Source organism: Mucilaginibacter koreensis (assembly GCF_054783355.1).
In genome coordinates this window covers 509,274-527,431 of record NZ_BAAGQS010000001.1, presented here as the reverse complement: position 1 = coordinate 527,431, position 18,158 = coordinate 509,274, and the positions used below count along the sequence as shown (strand labels likewise).

Sequence of the window (18,158 nt, the reverse complement as noted above, 5' to 3'; positions counted from 1 at the left end):
TCCACATGGGATTAATCAAATTTGCACTCCGCAAGCCTATCACCATCCTGGTGATGGTGGCCGGATTATTCTTTTTCGGTTTAAATGCGGTACGCAGTATTAAAATAGACATCTTCCCCGACCTTAATTTGCCGGTAATTTACATTTCGCACCCTTATGGTGGCTATACGCCCAGCCAGATGGAATCGTACTTCGGCAAGCAGTATGTAAACTTACTGCTTTACGTATCAGGTGTGAAAAGCATTGAAACCCGCAATATTCAGGGGCTTACCTTAATCAAGCTTACCTTTTACGAAGGCACCAATATGGCTCAGGCAGCTGCAGAGGTAACGGGGTATACCAACCGTGCGCAAGCTATCTTTCCGCCCGGCACCCAACCGCCCTTTATTCTCAGGTTCGATGCTTCTACCCTGCCGGTAGGCCAGCTGGTACTTACCAGTCCGAGCCGAACGAATAACGAACTGCTGGATTTGGCCAATGTGTATGTACGGTCTTCGTTTACCACAGTGCCGGGGTTAGTAGCTCCGGCCCCCTTCGGTGGCAATACACGTACGGTGGTTGTTAAAGTGGATCCGGAATTATTGCGCTCACATAATTTGACACCCGATCAGATTGTAACTGCTATCCGCGAAAACAACCTGAACACACCTGCGGGTAACGTGCGTATTGGTGATTACAACTACCTTACCCCAGCCAACACTTCAATTAAAGCCATAAAGGATTTTGGTGATATTCCGCTTTATAAAAACGGCATTCAAACCTTATTTCTGCGCGATGTAGCCACTGTTGAAGACGGCGCCGATATTACCAGCAGCTACGCCCTGGTAAACGGTAAGCGCTCGGTGTATCTGCCCATCACCAAATCGGCCGATGCCTCAACCTGGGAGGTGGTGCAAGGTTTGAAAAAGGCTATTCCTCGTTTTCAGAGTTTATTGCCTGAGGACGTAAAGCTATCTTATGAATTTGACCAGTCTACCTATGTAATTAATGCAGTAAAAAGCCTGGCCGAAGAAGGCGCTATTGGTGCGGTACTCACCGGTTTAATGGTATTATTGTTTTTGGGCGACCGCCGTGGTGCATTGATTGTAATCCTCACTATCCCTACCTGTATTGTGTCGGGCATCCTATTCCTGTCGCTTTTCCATCAAACCATCAATATCATGACGCTGAGCGGGCTTTCGCTCGCCATTGGTATTTTAGTGGATGAATCTACAGTAACTATCGAAAATATTCACCAGCATTTTGATATGGGCAAACCTAAAGCGCTGGCCATTTGGGATGCCTGTAAAGAAATTGCTTTTCCTAAATTACTTATACTCTTTTGTATTCTGGCCGTATTTGCCCCGGCCTTCACCATGAAGGGCATTCCTGGTGCATTGTTTTTGCCACTGGCCTTAGCTATCGGTTTCTCCATGATTACTTCCTACTTTCTGGCGCAAACCTTTGTGCCTATTATGGCCAACTGGTTAATGAAAAACGACCATGAGAAGGAAGATTATGCCCGGGATGATGATGCCGACGAGGCACACCAAAAAGAAGATGCTGCCAAACATGCCACCGAAGAACATACCGGAGAAAAGCAAACCCGTTTTGATAGATTCAGGATGCGGTTTATTACATGGATTGATGCCATGCTGCCGCGCCGGGCACTTATTGTAAGCACATATGTAGTGGTAGCGGTAGGCATTGCCTTACTGCTGTTCAGTACTATTGGCCGCGATGTATTACCCAAAGTAGATTCCGGTACCTTTCAGGTACGCTTACGCGCCCCTGATGGCACACGCCTGGAACGAACCGAAGCGATCACCGTAAGGGCATTGCAGGTATTGGGCGACATGGTTAGAAAAGATAAAATAGCAGTAACATCCTCTTTTGTGGGGCAACATCCTTCACAGTTCTCGACCAGCCCCATTTACCTGTTTATGGCCGGCCCGCAGGAGGCGGTAATGCAGGTAGCCTTAACCGAGGACCATGAAGGTAGCCTGGATGACATTAAAGAAGAATTCAGAAACCGTATGCATAAGGCCCTGCCCAATGTGCGGGTATCTTTCGAGCCTATTGAGTTAACGGATAAGATTTTGAGCCAAGGTTCGCCCACACCAATTGAGATTGCCATATCCGGCAAGAACAAAAAACAGAACGTAGATTATGCCTACAAGATATTGGAAAAACTGAAAAAGATTGACTACATAAGAGATGCGCAAATCGGACAATCGTTTAAATACCCTTCCATCAATATCAATATTGACCGGGTACGGGCGGCACAACTGGGCTTGGGTGTAGGTGATATTTCGCGCTCGCTGGTGGCTTCTACTTCATCATCCCGTTTTACTGAAAAGAATGTTTGGCTTGACGAAAAAGTGGGGCTCAGTTACAGTGTACAGGTACAGGTACCCGAGTACCAGATGGCCAGTATTAATGATATCCGCGAGATACCTTTAACTGCCAATCAGCGCCGGCCGGTATTAGGCGATGTAGCTGATATAAAATTAGATACCACTTATGGCGAGAACGATGATATTGGGGCCATCCCTACCCTGTCGGTTACCGCCAATTTGAATAAAGAAGATTTAGGCACGGCAGGTGATGATGTGCAGGATGTGATTAAAAGCCTGGGCAAACTGCCCCGCGGTTTAACCGTAGAAGCCCGCGGCCTTACACAGACATTAAGCGATACGCTGGGCAGCCTGCAAACAGGTTTACTGGTGGCTATTATTGTCATCTTCCTGATGCTGGCGGCCAACTTTCAGTCATTCAAGGTATCGCTGGTGGTGTTATCTACCGTGCCGGCTGTAATTGTGGGTGCATTGTTGCTGGTTAAACTTACGGGAGCTACGCTTAACCTGCAATCCTATATGGGTATGATTATGTCGGTAGGTGTATCCATCTCCAACGCCGTATTACTGGTGACTAATGCAGAAGAGCTCCGCCTGGTAAATGGTGACGCACTGAAGGCCGCCCGAGAGGCGGTAGCCCTGCGTTTACGCCCCATCCTGATGACCAGTTTGGCCATGATTGTGGGTATGATTCCGATGGCTTTAGGTATTGGCGAAGGCGGTGACCAAACCTCACCCTTAGGCCGTGCAGTAATTGGCGGTTTGCTGTTCTCTACTTTTGCATCGCTGCTGATATTGCCGCTGGTATTTGCCTGGGTACAGAGAAAAACTACCACACAATCCGTATCGCTCGATCCGGAGGATGAACAAAGCAAATATTTTGTTCCACAGCACCATCAGGCACATAGCCCGGCAACCCACCACTAATCAACTAACAGCAGCTATCTACATGATTGTTCAACATAAAAAAAGCGTCTTATCACCATCGAATATGACACTACTGAGAAAACGTATATCTGCAACAGCTACCATTTTCACGCTCATAGGCAGCCTTGGCATGAGCGCCTGCCACTCTGATAAAAAAGAGGAAGAACGGCAGAAACAAGCACAGCAAGAGCAGCGGGACATTGAAGTACCGCCTGTTGAAGCAGTAAGTATTGAGAAGGGCCGCATCTCATCCACCATGCAAATACCCGGCGAGTTGCAACCATACCAGCAGGTGAGCCTGTATGCCAAAATTAACAGCTATGTAAAGCAATATTTAGCCGATGTTGGCACAGAAGTACATAAAAATCAATTGTTGATTGCATTGGAAGCACCTGAAATCAACTCTCAGCTTTCATCGGCCAAGGCCCGCATAAGGCAGCAAGAAGCATTGTATTTAGCCAGCAAAGCTAATTATGACCGGTTGTACAATACCAGCAAAACGCCAGGTACCATTGCACAAAACGATTTAGACCAGGCCGAAGCCCGTAAAAAAGCAGATTATGCCAATTTGGAAGCGGCCAAGGCCGCTTACCAAGAGGTATCTGCCAACTTGCAATACCTGCAAATACGTGCCCCGTTTGATGGTGTGGTAAGTGAGCGTAATGTTACACTGGGCGCTTATGTAGGTCCTGCCGGACAAGGTTCGGCTACGCCGCTGATGGTGATACAATCGCAAAACAAATTGCGTTTGGTAGTGTCTGTTCCTGAATTGAACACTGCCGGATTAAGCAATAAAGATGAAGTGGATTTTACCGTGCGGGCCATACCTAACCGTAAGTTTACCGCCCGCATTCGCCGACTGGCCGGGGCATTGGATGCACGCCTGCGCTCGGAACGTATTGAAATGGATGTGTATAATACCGATAGAAAACTACTGCCCGGTATGTATGCCGAGGTGAACGTTCCAACGAATTCGGCCGACAGTACTTTCATTATACCCAAAACGGCGCTGGTTCAATCTACAGAGCGTGTGTTTGTCATTAAAATTGACAGTACGCGCCATGCCCGCTGGATAGACGTGCAAAAAGGTTTGCAAAGCAAAGATGTTATTGAGGTGTTCGGTAAAGATTTAAAAGCAGGCGACCGTGTGGTAAAAGCTGCTACCGACGAGATACGCGACGGGCAACCGGTGAACGTAAAGGCAGGTACCACACCAAAAAAAGATAATCAGGAGGCCGTTTCCGGGTCTGCCTCAGCAAAAAAAGATGATGGTGAAAAGCATTTAGGGCAAGAACGTACAGGTGAAAATCCGGGCAATATGGGTAACTCGGCTCAATCCTCGTCTAAAGCCGGTAAAAGCAGCAACCAGCGGAAAGAGTACGGTAACGGTGGTAAAGCTGGAAACTAAATGATCACTGTTTTTATGTCATGCTGAAACAAGTTCAGCATGACATAAGTATTTTTAAATTTAATAACTATCCTCCGTTTGTGTAAGCGGAATGCAGAACCAAAAAGTAGAGCCATGATGCTCTACGCTGTCTACTCCAATCTTTCCGTGATGCCGGTTGATAATCTCGGCAGTTATATATAAACCTAAGCCCAGACCAGAAAACTTCTGTGAAGATTCCTGAACGCGGAAGAAGCGGTCGAACACCATATCTTTCTTATCCGCCGGTATACCAATACCAAAATCCTGCACCGATACTTTCAGCATATTATGTTCAGTAACCTCTTTGGTTACAATAATGCGGTCGTTATCAGGCGAATACTTGATGGCGTTAGACATAAAGTTGCTCAGCACCTGCTCTAAACGGTGGCGGTCGGCATAAATTTGTACATCGGCATTACCCCTCAATTCAAACTGGTGCGATGAGGTATGCGCCTGCGTGTCTTCCATGCACTCGCGTATCATTTCACCAGCATTAAACCAGGTATAATTAAAGCGCATTTTACCTGCATGTATGCGGGTAACATCCAGCAAATCTTCAACCAGTGTAGTGAGTTTGGTAGTTTGCTTATTGGCTTTAATAATGAACGGATATAAAGCTTTAATTTCACTCTCACCCCTGTCGGCCAGGCGCTGGGCTATTTGCAATGAGCCACGTAAGCTGGTAATCGGTGTTTTAAGCTCGTGGCTGGCAATGCTCATAAACTCATCCTTACGCTGCATCAACTCTTTGGTAGCCTGCTGTGCTTTTACCAGGTCGGTTACCTCAAAGCCGAAGAAAGCAATGCCATCAATCTCATCTTTATTGTTATATACCGGAGTAAACAAAAAGTCGAACCAGGTATCTATCCATTGGCGGCTTACCGGATCAAGGCGTTTAATATTGAAGGCCTTACCAGTTAATGCTTCACCGGTTTGTATCACCTCAGCATCGCCTGCAAACAGTTTAGAATGTTTTAGTTCGGCATGTGCTTCGGCAGTAGTTTTTCCAATAAAATCATTCCGCCCGTAAAATTCATCAAACGCTTTGTTGGTAAACTCATAGCGCAAATCGCGCCCCCGGCGGATGGAAATCAGCGCAGGTGCATTCATAAAAATGCTGTAAAATTCATCCTGCTGCTTTTTGATCAGTCCCTGCAACTCGCGCCGGTTCTTTTCTACTTCTTTTTGCTGCGTTAAATCAATAATGTAGGTTACAGCATTGGCCATACTATCTTCATCAAGCCTTGCCGAGCCCATGAGTACCGGCACACGGGTACCATCCTTTTTAAGGTAATCCTTTTCAAACGGTGGACAGAAACCATTTTTCTGCACTTCCTGTGCTGCACGTTCGCTTATTTTCAGGTATTCTACTGGGGTGAGTTTATTCCAGCGTAAGGCGCCTTTGTGTACATCCTGTTCGGTATAGCCCAGCATTTGCAGAAAAGCATCATTGGCATCAATGATATAGCCGCTGGCATCGGTAAATATCATACCGATCATGTTGGATTCAAATACCTTTTTAAAGCGCTTCTCACTGTTGCTTACGCGTTTTTCGGCCTCTGTAATACGGCTGATATCTACAATACTCCCTACCATACGGTACGGTGTATTAAAATCATCGTGCAGAATATTGCCCCGGTCTAAAATGGTAGCATATTTACCGTCGGCTTTTAAAAACCGGTACTCGGCCGACCAATTTTTCTGTCCGCTGTTGATGGCATCGTATACACTCTGCTCTACGTCTTTACGGTCTTCAGGGTGTATTTTATCAAACCAGTATTTGATACTGCCTGTTTCTGTTCCGTTTTGGTAACCGAACATGGCCGTAAAGTTATCGCTGCGCCACATTACATTGGTAACCATATTCCAATCCCAAATGGTATCATTGGTAGCCTGTGAAACCAACTTGAAACGTTCCTCGCTTTGCGAAAGGCGCAAAGTGCGTTCCTTAATTTTTTCCTCCAGCTCGTTATTCAGCCTTTTCAGGTTCTCACGGGTGCTGATGAGTTCGTTGTAATTTTTCTTCAGCTTTTGTTCGGCCTGCTTACGCTCGGTAATATTGGTGTAGGTTACGGCAAAGCCATCTGCAATTTTGGTGGCCAGTACCATAAACCAGCCCCGGTTTTCGAAATGTACTTCGGTTTGCAGGTTGTGGCCGGTTTCTACTACCTGTTTAAATTTATCCAGCAAGTTGTTTGGCAACAGTTCGGGCAGGTGTTTACCCAGCAATACATGCTGTAACTCTTCCTCGCGCTTGTTTAAAAGCTGTGCTGCCATGTTATTGGCGGTCACGCAATCAAAGTCGGCAATCTGCCCTTGCGGATTGCGTACTGCATTAAACACCATAATAGCGCTAAGGCTGGTACTAAATACACCCGAAACAATATTGCTCAGTTCGGTAATGGTGCTGATATCCACAAAGGTGATCACCACCCCATCCTTCTGTTTATCCTTACGGATGTAAGGCAGAATGCGCATAAGGCAGTGCTTACCATCTTTGAGTTCAATTTCCTTCTCAATAATCAGATCTTCGCTGTGCTGTACCTGATTGATGTCTTCGAGAAAGTGGTCATATTTAATATTGTTTGAAATATGGTTGATAGGCCGGCCAATGTCGGCTTCAATCAAATTCACCATGCTTACCGCAGCCGGGTTAAACTTGCGGATGCGGGTATTATGATCAACAAATATCTGCCCGATATCAACACTTTTAAAGTAGTTGTTCAGGTCATCATTGAGGTCAATCAGCTCTTTTATTTTCAGCTGATGCTCGGTATTGAGCGTGTGCAGCTCTTCGTTGAGTGACTGCAGTTCCTCGTTGCTGGATTGGAGTTCCTCGTTAGCCGACAACAGCTCCTCGTTGCTGGACTGGAGTTCCTCATTAGTGGTCTCCATTTCCTCAACAGCCATTTGCAGGTTATTCCGAACCTCTGTCAGCTCAGACTCCAATTCCATTACGTACCCATTCTGATGTTCATTGCCGGTATCAGGAACGATGATATCCTCTTTGGAGACATTATCTAACTGTATTTCATTGAATACAATGAGCGTGAAGGGTTTAGACGCGTTTGGAAGAGGCGGTTTTACTGATAGGTTTACATATACATCTTCATTATCGCGCTTTACGCGGATGCGTTTAAAATGTACATCTTTGCTATCCTTCCATGATTGCCGCAGTGCTGTATTGAGCATAAACGACAGTTCGCGCGGAACCATCTTCAAAATGTTCAATTCCAGTTTTCGATCTGGTAAAGACAGGTATTTTTTAAAGTCACCTACAGTCTCTTTTATTTCGCAGTTTTTATCTACGAAGATACCTACGTAACCCAGGTCGTTTACTAAAAAGTCATTAAAGGCATCTGTGGTAGCTTTTTCGTTTTTTACTGTCGGCTTATTTACTTCGGCCACTAAAGATTGACCATTACTATAATAGGTGCTATGTGCCGATTGCGTAATAGGGCCGATTTTGCGGTATAGTTTCCACTTGCCGCTAATTTCATGCAAGCCCTCCTTAATTACAGAAGCGGTTTCACTCGATCCCAAAAACAAAAAGCCACCTTGGTTAAGAGAGAAGTGGAAAGTAGCCAATACTTTTTGCTGCAACAGCGTATTCATGTAAATCAGCATGTTACGGCAGCAAATCAAATCGTTTTTAATAAATGGCGGCGCTTTAATAACATTATGCCGCGCAAATACAATTTGCTTGCGGATATGGGTAGCTACTGAATAATAATGCCCTTCTTTGATGAAGTATTTTTCCAACAATTCTGGGTCTATTTCCTTAGCTATAGTTTCAGGGTATACATTGCGTGAGGCCACTTCTAAACTGGCCTCGTCTATATCGGTAGCAAATATCTTTACATCCAGCTCTTTGCCGGTTTGCTGCAAATAATGGTCAATTAATATGGCTACAGAGTAAGCCTCCTCACCTGTGCTGCAGGCGCAAATCCACACCTTAAGCGTATCGTTCTCCTCCTTGGTGTCTACAATTTCGGGAATAATTTTACCGGCCAACAGTTCAAAAGCCGGCTTATCCCTGAAAAATTTGGTAACACCAATTAAAAAATCTTTGCCCAAAGCTTTTACTTCATCATCATTCTCCTGCAAATAAGCCACATATTTATCCAGCCTTTTGATGCCGGTATGGTTCATGCGCCGGGCAATGCGCCTGATGATAGTAGGTGTTTTGTACAAATTAAAATTGTGCCCGCTGTGCTGATGCACCAGGTTGAACAATTCGTTCAGCAAATCATCGTTGATTTTGCCGTTTTCTAAAATTTTTATAGGTTCCTGATTGGTTAGGGCAAAAAGCTCCTCGTGCATTTGCGAAGGCACTGCAATCACATCGGCGTTACCCGAAGTAATTGCGCTTTTAGGCATGCCGTCAAATTTTGCAGTGGCGGGGTCTTGCACAATCACCATTCCGCCGCATTCTTTGATGGCTTCTATCCCCTTGGTACCATCAGTACCGGTACCCGATAAAATAATAGCTATAGCTTTTTCGCGCTTATCATGCGCTAAACTAAACAGGAAATTATCAATTGCAGTATTCGGTGACTTATCGTGCAGTTTATCTGCCAGTTTAAGCCGGTGACCGCTAATGGTCATCAGTTTGTTATTGGGAATAATATACACACAATCGGGCTGCAGGCTCATGTTTTCGGCCGCCTCAAACACCTTCATGTGGGTATGTTTCGATACGAGCTCAACCAGCAGACTTTTATAATCTGATGACAGGTGCTGAATAACAATAAAAGAGCAGCTGGAATTGCCCGGCATGTGGTCAAAAAACTCGTGTATGGCTTCCAACCCGCCTGCCGACGCTCCTATAGCTACCACATAACTATCAGCCTTACCTGAAGAAACGCCTTTTAAATATTCGGATTGCACCTTTTTACTCATAGATAGAGGCACGATTAAAGCAACTGCTTGGTTTTGTACTCGAACACAAAACTCCGGAACGTTTCGGCAATACTTAACTCTTGCATGTGCCATTGCAAGGATGTTTGATCTACCGTTTCCAACCAGCTTTTAAATGAATTACGCGGATGATAATTCAACCCGTTAGCTTCAAAATTAATGGCCTGATTAGGGTTGCCGCCCCACTCAATAGTGCGTACCACTTCTGGTTTAAAACACACAATGTAATCGCCGGCGTCGCTATCAATAGGTATGGCCAGCATTCCGCTTGCAATATCAGTACAAGCTATGGCTTCATCAAATATTTCGGCTAGTTGTGTGGTAGCATATACCTTGTTTATATTTTTGGCTTGCAACCACAATAACAGATTTTCCAGTATTTCACTGTTAGGTACTTCGCCGGCAGTTGTAATATTACCATCGGTATATACAACTGCGCCGGTAGCGCCAAATAAGGTCATCACATTATCCTCATGGTCAAGCAAGCCTTTGGCCACATTGTTCTCGGTATAAATGTGCTCAATTAAAGCATTACGCTTTTCCTGTAATGCGGAAATAAAATTGTATTCCTCCTTATTGATAATAGAAGAAATTTTATTGGAAATTACACTCGATAGTAATTCGAAAATTGAACAGATTTCGAAGTTGAGGTAATAAGGATTAACGTTATTGCAGGAGATTAACCCCCATAACTGTTCGTTATGAATCACCCTGACCGACATGGAAGCCGCCACACCCATATTTTTCAGATATTCCAGGTGCACTGCAGCTACGCTACGCAGATTGCAGTCTGATAAATCGGTAAAAGAATTGGTAACCGGGTTTAATACCGGGTATAATCTTACCGGCGTATAATCGCGATTAGGAATCAGGCGGTAAGGATTTTTCAGATATAACTGACGTGCTTGCTTGGGCACATCAGAAGCCGGAAAGGTAACGCCCAGGTAGGATTCCAAACCATTGGTTTTTTCTTCGGCAATTACGGTTCCGTTCCAATTTTTGTCAAAACGGTACATCATAATACCATCAAAACCTGATATGCGCTTCAATTCATGAATGGCAATATCACAGGCTTCCTGCACCGAGGTAGCCAGGTCAATGGTGGCCATTACATATTTTACCTCTTGGAAAACATTAATAAACGACCGTTCGAAACCCTGCTCCGCTTTTTCCAACTCCAGTAACAAATACTCATGATTGGCATGAATTAAAGCCAGTAAACGTTGCTGGTTAAGGGTTATAGTTACAGGTATCTTATCCTTAATGCCGGTATCCAGCTTGGCTTTTAGTTCCTCCAGCTGGTTTTCTTCTACATAGTTAGCAAAAGTGGTATTGATGGCATCCTGCGCATTGATCTGCAGCACATCGCTTATATTTTCGCTTACCTGTATAATTTGTAAGGTTTCTTTATTGAGTACCAACAGGTAGCCATGCGGTTGAATCATGTTTACATGATGCAAAGGGAGGCTGCCGCAAAATTCGGAATCAAAATTTTTTTCAGTCATAAAAAGGCGCTGAACCAGTATTTTTCAAATAGGTAATGTTCGTATCTTTTGATATCAGGCATTTATGATTAACCAATATGCAATATAAGATACGCTTTAAAATAATTTAGCTAATGTAGCAATAAATGTGTCTGAAACAATTTAGTCACTCTTATTCAGAGTAAAAATTGAATATGGCATTCAACGCGCGCAATTGCATTTATTTAAATAACATCATTATATCACTACATCCGCTTTAAACAAACTTAACTATTAGTTACTATAAATTCATTGAAAGACAAAATTTAATTACTTACTTATCTAAACAAACGCATTAATTATTCACCTTTGCTAACAGCGAACGTTGGATATTATATTGGCAGCAGCAACGAAATAAAATTGTATTCCTTATTTTACTCTTCTAATCTTATTCATCTTAAACATACCATCTATGAGAAAAACGGTTGCTATTGACATGGACGGCGTTTTGGCCGATGTAGAACTACAATTTATTACCTGGTACGAACGAGAAACCGGGATAACAGTATCCAAAGAAAACTTCTTGGGCATACCAGAAGCCGAAGCCTTGCCGGACAAAACTGCAGTGCGCAGGTTTGTGCATACACCCGGCTTTTTCAGAACATTACCAGTGATGGAAGGGGCTGTGGAAGCGGTGCAAAAACTGATGAAAACACACGAAGTTTACATTGTTTCAGCTGCGGTTGAGTTCCCGCAATCTTTGCCCGAAAAGCTGGAGTGGCTGAATGAACATTTTCCTTTTATTGGCTGGCGAAACATTGTGTTTTGCGGCGACAAAAGTATTGTGCAAACCAACTATATGATTGACGACCATTGCAAGAACCTCGATTACTGCAAAGGTAAAACCATTATGTTTTCGGCCGGGCATAACGCTAACTACACCCATCATACCCGGGTCAACAACTGGCAGGAAGTGCTGGCTTTATTTAAAGCCGGGTATTAGAGTTGCCGTACATGCTACTTTTTAAAACCTATACCCAAAAGAGATGTAATGCAAGGTATTTTCTTTCGAGAACCCGAAAGCGTATTGCAGCATAATCAACTCGGCCGGTGATATATATAAGCCGCCGCCATAGCCGTCGTGCCACTGGTTTGATTTCTCGCCGGGTACCCATACACGGCCAACATCGTTAAAACCAACTACGCCTACCGAGCCGGGAAACAGGTAAGAGTTGAAATCAAATAATTTTAAGCGTAGTTCAAGATTATTATATGCCATCGTACGGCCGGTAAAGCGGTAGGTATGGAAACCACGCAAAGTTTGCGGGCCACCAAGTTTCAACTGCTGAAAGTATTCGGCATCACCAACAGTAGTACCTGCACCTGTACGGTTGGCAATAACCAAGCGGGTGCTGTTCCAGGGGTTTATATAGAAGCTAAATTCGGTTACCAACTGACCGTAACGGTTATCGCCCCCCTTATTAAGCTTTTGCATACCGGTTAATGTTGTATGCCAGTATACGCCTTTGGTTGAAGCTTCCGCGTTGTTACGGGTATCGTAATCCAACCCGGCTACGAGTCCTGCATAATAACGGTTTGAAAATATATTTTGCTGTGGGTTGGCTTGGTTATACTCTAACAAAAAGCGACGCTCGTTATCCTCGGCACTGCTATGGTAAAACTGACCGCCTATACCGGCAGTAACTCTGAATTTACCATACGTGTGCCCTAAGCGCACATCAGCATTTACCCAATCGTACTGGTTGCGGTAATATTCAATTTCGCGCCGACCCTCGTTCGGAAAAACGGTATTGTTACCAATGCCAAAAAAGTTGTTTATACTATTGGGGCCTCTTGACAGCACATTGATACTTAAATCATTGTTGCCAATCAGTTTCTTATAATCGCCCGAATAAGTAATTAAAAATGAATGCCGGGCAAGTGAATAATTCACCAGTAGCTCGTGCCTAAAATCGTATGGCGTTTTGCGGAAGCCATGTTTGGTATAGGCAAAACCACCTACCAGTGATACGCCGTAATCATTATTATAACTACCAGAAATTATAGGTTGAAAGCGGTCGTACTCATAACTTTTACGGTCGTAGCTATTCACACCTGTATCGGTAGACAGGCGCAATTTGGCCAGTGAACCACTTGGCAGGATATTTTCTTTATCAGAACGATCATAGATGTACAGATTTTTGCGGTTGTTTACGGTAGGCGCTACTTCAAAAGTATCTACCCCGCCGCCGCCTACCATACGCACCTTGATGGGCGAGTGGCCGCTGCCGGTCACTTTGAACACATCCTTGCCGTCAAAACCGTACAGGCGTATCTCTTGAGTAACAGCAGGATCAAAAGTACGCTGATAAGTAATTTGGGCTAAACCATCATCCTTTTTCACCTTATGTACGGTAACCGCTACCTTGCCATCGGGCTGCTCATCAATTACAAATTGCTCACGCTTATCGGTGGTCGGAATTTCTACTACCTGTGATAAAAAGCGGTAATACTCCATTCCCTGCCGACTTAAATTATCGCGTCTTGCTTTTAATATACTAATAATTTGTGGACCTGATAATTTATAAATACTATCCGGCAAACGGTGCATGGCTTTTTCAACCAAGGCATCGGTAAGGCGGGTTTGCACATATTCAATCTGCTCTTTCCAATCCTGCTCGCTTAACTGTGTTAAAAAATACCGGTCAAAATACCTGCCATTGAAGTTCCAGGTTTTAATATCACGTATCTCACCCCGATAAGGCTGAAACTTGGTTTTCAGCCACTGGTGCGACACCACCCAGGGCAGTATACCGGAGGTTTTATAATACACCTGATCACGGTCGCGCGGGATGGGCTTGTATACAGTGCTATCTTTGCTTTTTTCCTTCTCCCAACGCCACTGGTCATCATGGCGGTCCCAATCGCCTAAAACCATATCCAACAGGCGGGCACGTAATACCAATTTATCAGCCACTTTTACGTCGTTATCATCGCGGCGTTTGTCCTGCACCTTGTGGGTATTATCCGTATCTTCTGCTTCCTCTGGTTCCCGTTCTTCGAAAAGGTAAGTGCCGTTGGCAAAATCCTTACGGTATTTGCCCAGGCCGGGATCATCACCGATATATACAATTTCGGGGTTAGAATGTGGGATGCCTAATGCATCGGCCATTGGGGGCACAGTTAAAGCCGCAAAAGGATTTGAAGTAGATATTTGATCCTGTAAAATATATTTAGCTACTGTTTTACGCAACTTTGGCGGCAGGGCACGCTCGGGGTACTTTTGCACTGTACGCAGTACCCACTCCTGCCCCGAGGCATCGCGCAGGCGCAATGATTTGGTTTGCAAACCACCGCCCAGTTGCGATATGGTTAAACCACCTTTTTCCTGTTGCAGGTGCAGTACCCTTATTTTTACGGGTACGGCCCAAAGCTTACGGTAATTTTCGCCAAACAACAAACGATGGAAGCCATTCACCTCATTGTATTCGGGCGCAATAGCTACGGTAATACTGTCGGCTTTACCATGGGCATTTTGTGCATTGGCATTAAATAAAAAAGCGATTAACGCCAGAGCGGTAAAACTTGCAGCAAGCTTCATTAATTATTGAATAAGATACGGTAGTTGAAAAGTTAAATATACAAGGATTCAGCACTTCCAGCATTTAATTGATGCTGTAGTTTGATGCTCTCATTGCACTTTGACAATATTATTAAAATTGCATGGAAAATTGCAATGCAAAAGCGCCCTCCTGAAATGTGGGAAGCAGTAAAGAACTTGAACTCTTTTTCTTTTGTAATTCAGGTGGCAGGTTCCTGTTCTTTTCAGCTTTTTTATTACCGCCAAACAGTGAATTACGAATGTAAGGATACAACAGATAAGCGCCTTTAGTAGCCAGGATACCAAAGCCCGCACCAGCTACAACATCACTAAACCAATGGTTTTGGTGATAAATGCGCAAAATTCCGGTTGTGGTGGCAAGGGTGTAACCTGCAACACCATAAAGAGGTGAATTGCCGCTTAATTCCTGCGCCATAAATTCGGCGTTGGCAAAGGCATTACTGGTGTGGCCTGATGGAAACGACAGCCGGTCGGCCCCATTGGGCCTTAAGCGGTGGGTGGCATGTTTTAAGCTGAAAAGGGCTAAATTCATCATACCCTGTGCCATTACATAAATGAGGGTACGATCTACAAATGTATTTTTACCATGAACGCCAACTAAGTTCAATCCGTAGGTGAGCACAACCGGTGCATACTGGAAATAATCTTCTGCATGAAACCGGGGCGCCAAATCATGTTCGTTAGCTTCCCTGTACACATACCGGTCAAACCGGCGCATGGGCCTGATGTAAAACGATGCCACACCATACCCCACCAAAGCAGCCGGCGGTACTAAAGAAAGTGCCTTACTGCGTAAGTGCTGTACTGTATCGGGCGCGGTAAGTAAATCCTTTTTAAGGGTATCAATAATATTTTTCCGGGTGGTGTCTTTAGCAGTTCGTACAGTATCAACTTGCTGGGCACTCACACTGAGCGTAGTAAAACAGAGCAGAAGGTAAAATATATGCTTCAAATTTAAAATAGGCTATGTTAAGCAATCGAAAATTTATTGTTGATGTAATATGAAGAAAGGGTTCAAATTGTTTGACCAGAAATCATTTTATGCTTTACATCTCGCAAATGCAGGTAAGCAGGTAATCCCTACTCTTCAATGTTCACTGTTACACGCAATGCCTTTAAGCCCTTTACATCTTGTATTTCTTCCAGCTCCAGTTCTTCCAGTTCCGGCGCGAGCAAATTTTGTTTCTGCAATTGCTGTATGTATCTGCGATATTCTTTGGCTTCGGTTTTGGTGAGATAGACCAAAGCGATTTTTCCAGGCTGTGTAAGGCGTTCGTCTTTACCTTTCACCAGTACCTTGTCAATACGTTTTTTTACCACCTCGTACCTGATGTTGTATACGCCTTCCACATCAAACCGGCGCTCATCGTTTCTAAAGTTGATATCAATTGGGTTGCTGTGTATGAATACCAACTGCGTGGTTTGCAGCTTTACAGGCATCTGCTGTTGCAGGCTGTGGGTAAGCCTGGCAATGTCTACCATTGAGGTAAGCTGCCACACCCTTACCTGCTCCAGAATTTTACGGTTAAACGCCTGATCGGGGGCGATAGATTGCCCCACATATATATCATACTCTACCCCATCCGTACGGAACTTTTCAAAGAAACTGGGGTAAATCTCCTGCAATTGGGGTTGTGCCTGCTCCAGATACTTGTTAATGGATGTATTAATGAGCTGAATAGAAGTTTCGAGCTGGTTTTGATGTGCATATACCGGTCCTTCACTATCCATGCGGATGGCAGCAATAAATTCATCTATCAACTCGGCCGTGTCAGCAGTATATGATTCCTTTACTGAAGTAAGTGTGGCTTTTACTTCGTTTTCCAAAAACTGGTCTATGCGCAACTTATCGTTAGTATTAACCGATTCGCTGATTTTGCTTAGCCACTGGTTGGTTTTGGTTAGCAAATAATTTAAGCGGTCTTCTTCAATATAATGCTGCAAACGATTAAGCACCGTAAGTAAACTGGTTAAGGCATTACTCATATCCTGCTGCATAGCATTATTACGCTCTTGCGTAGAATTACGGATATCAATAGCACCGTAAAGCGGAAAGACATCTTTAAACTCAACCGTTTCTATTTTCAGGTTCGAGCGCTTGCCACGCTGTTGCTGGAGGTAATTCCAGGCGGCCTCGTTAAATTTCCATTGAACCGAAGGCTGGAGTGAGGTAAAATTATCTTTGATCACCTGGTCTACCTTGGCATTAAAATGATCAAGGCTGTTTTGCAAAAGTTGTGAGAGCAACGGCAGGGTAAAATCTATTTTAGAGAGTAGCTCTTCAGCAAATGAAATTTGTTTAAAAGAGTAGATTTCGAGCACCCCAGCCAGGTGCTTATTGTACAACAGCGGTATGCAGGCATAAGATTGTACACCGGCCTGCTTTAATATCTTTAAGTATTGATATTTCTCCTGCCGGGCCTCAGTTATAGCAGAATAGTATACCGCTTTGGGGTGGCTTTCAAAATTAGTAGCAATAGTCCTGAAAGTACGCTCGGCATTGCTTAATGATTTTGTGGCCTTTACCACCATACTATGCGAGCACATGTAGCTATCAAACACCGGCTCGCCGTTAATTTTGATGAAAGGCAGTAATCCAAACTCAATGGTATCGTCTTCGGTTAAAGTTTTCAGCAGTTGAATTACCTGCTCAAACAATTTGCCTTCGTCTGTCCCGTGGTCAATTATCGCATTCCTGATCTCATCAATGGCATGGCGGGCAGTTACATCCTGCAAAGTAATTACCGCAAAACCTTTGAATTTAAAAAGCTGAAGCGGCAATATTTCCATCAGGGCTTCCACCCCTGCCTCGTCATGCAGGTAGGGCTCTATCGTTTCAAAGGTGAGTTCGGGTAATTCGCCTTTTACTTCAATATCAATAAAATTGGTATCTACATGTATTTTATAATACCGGCAAAGCTTGGTTTCGGCATTAAGGTGTGAATAATAGATTTCGTTACTGAGGGCTGAAGTAAAATGATACAGGCGTTTTAAAATTAACCGGTATACATAGTCTAAATATTGTTTCTGCAACAAATCGCGGTTGGCAATCAGCGGCGATTTTACTTCGGCAGATTGCTCGCTCATCGTAAAATCATAAAAGGCTTCGGTGCTGTAAAAAACCTTGTTGGGCACTGGTGTGCTCAGCGCCCACATGTAATCCTTTTCGTTGGCCAGCGCCGGGGTTAATGCGGCATACATCAGCTCCAACAGTTGTTTATGCCGGTCATCCTGCAGGTCGTCAATGCTGAAGCAATTGCCTAAACAAGCCGCATTAGATTCAAATTCATTCAGAATATACTCATACAGCTTCGCCCGTATTGTTTTTTCGGTTTTAATACGGTTTTGCAGGTAGCGAATAAAAGGCTCAAATGAAAGTTCCGATTCTATCAGCCTTGTTTCTACTACATGTTTGTTCAAATAAAAGCTGCTGCTTTGCATAGTTGCATTTTCTGCCTGTA

Annotated in this window: 8 protein-coding genes; 3 read left to right on the top strand and 5 right to left on the bottom strand. The window is 44.1% G+C overall.

Translation table 11 applies throughout. The features are described 5' to 3' along the window. The first annotated feature begins 5 nt into the window (after nt 1-5). Both ACYVNW_RS02415 and ACYVNW_RS02410 read left to right on the top strand, forming a co-directional pair. A complete protein-coding gene (locus tag ACYVNW_RS02415) occupies nt 6-3,263 on the top strand; it encodes an efflux RND transporter permease subunit (RefSeq protein ID WP_460678246.1) in 3,258 nt (1,085 codons plus the stop codon). Nucleotides 3,264-3,327: 64 nt separating this feature from the next. Then, complete coding sequence (locus ACYVNW_RS02410; RefSeq protein WP_460678245.1) at nt 3,328-4,671, top strand: efflux RND transporter periplasmic adaptor subunit; 1,344 nt, start codon at nt 3,328-3,330, stop codon at nt 4,669-4,671. Between the two features lie 60 nt (nt 4,672-4,731). On the opposite strand, the gene ACYVNW_RS02405 is transcribed toward ACYVNW_RS02410, so the two are convergent. Both ACYVNW_RS02405 and ACYVNW_RS02400 read right to left on the bottom strand, forming a co-directional pair. Next, on the bottom strand, nt 4,732-9,594 hold the full coding sequence (locus ACYVNW_RS02405) for a chemotaxis protein CheB (protein WP_460678244.1): 4,863 nt from the start codon (nt 9,592-9,594) through the stop codon (nt 4,732-4,734). Nucleotides 9,595-9,608: 14 nt separating this feature from the next. Continuing rightward, the gene (locus ACYVNW_RS02400; protein ID WP_460678243.1) at nt 9,609-11,117 is read right to left on the bottom strand and encodes a GAF domain-containing protein; all 1,509 of its coding nucleotides are present in this window, start codon (nt 11,115-11,117) and stop codon (nt 9,609-9,611) included. Between the two features lie 430 nt (nt 11,118-11,547). Between ACYVNW_RS02400 and ACYVNW_RS02395 the strand changes: the two genes are divergently transcribed. Then, nucleotides 11,548-12,078: a 5' nucleotidase, NT5C type gene (locus ACYVNW_RS02395; protein ID WP_460678242.1), complete on the top strand. Its 531-nt coding sequence runs from the start codon at nt 11,548-11,550 to the stop codon at nt 12,076-12,078. Between the two features lie 21 nt (nt 12,079-12,099). On the opposite strand, the gene ACYVNW_RS02390 is transcribed toward ACYVNW_RS02395, so the two are convergent. The 3 genes from ACYVNW_RS02390 to ACYVNW_RS02380 all read right to left on the bottom strand — a co-directional run bounded on the left by ACYVNW_RS02390 (nt 12,100) and on the right by ACYVNW_RS02380 (nt 18,138). Then, nucleotides 12,100-14,676, bottom strand: coding sequence for a BamA/TamA family outer membrane protein (locus ACYVNW_RS02390; protein WP_460678241.1), 2,577 nt, complete (start codon nt 14,674-14,676; stop codon nt 12,100-12,102). Between the two features lie 112 nt (nt 14,677-14,788). After that, nucleotides 14,789-15,604, bottom strand: coding sequence for a phosphatase PAP2 family protein (locus ACYVNW_RS02385; RefSeq protein ID WP_460678240.1), 816 nt, complete (start codon nt 15,602-15,604; stop codon nt 14,789-14,791). 173 nt (nt 15,605-15,777) lie between these two features. Then, entirely contained in the window at nt 15,778-18,138 is a 2,361-nt protein-coding gene (locus ACYVNW_RS02380) for a hypothetical protein (protein WP_460678239.1), read from the bottom strand. Between the last annotated feature and the right edge of the window lie 20 nt (nt 18,139-18,158).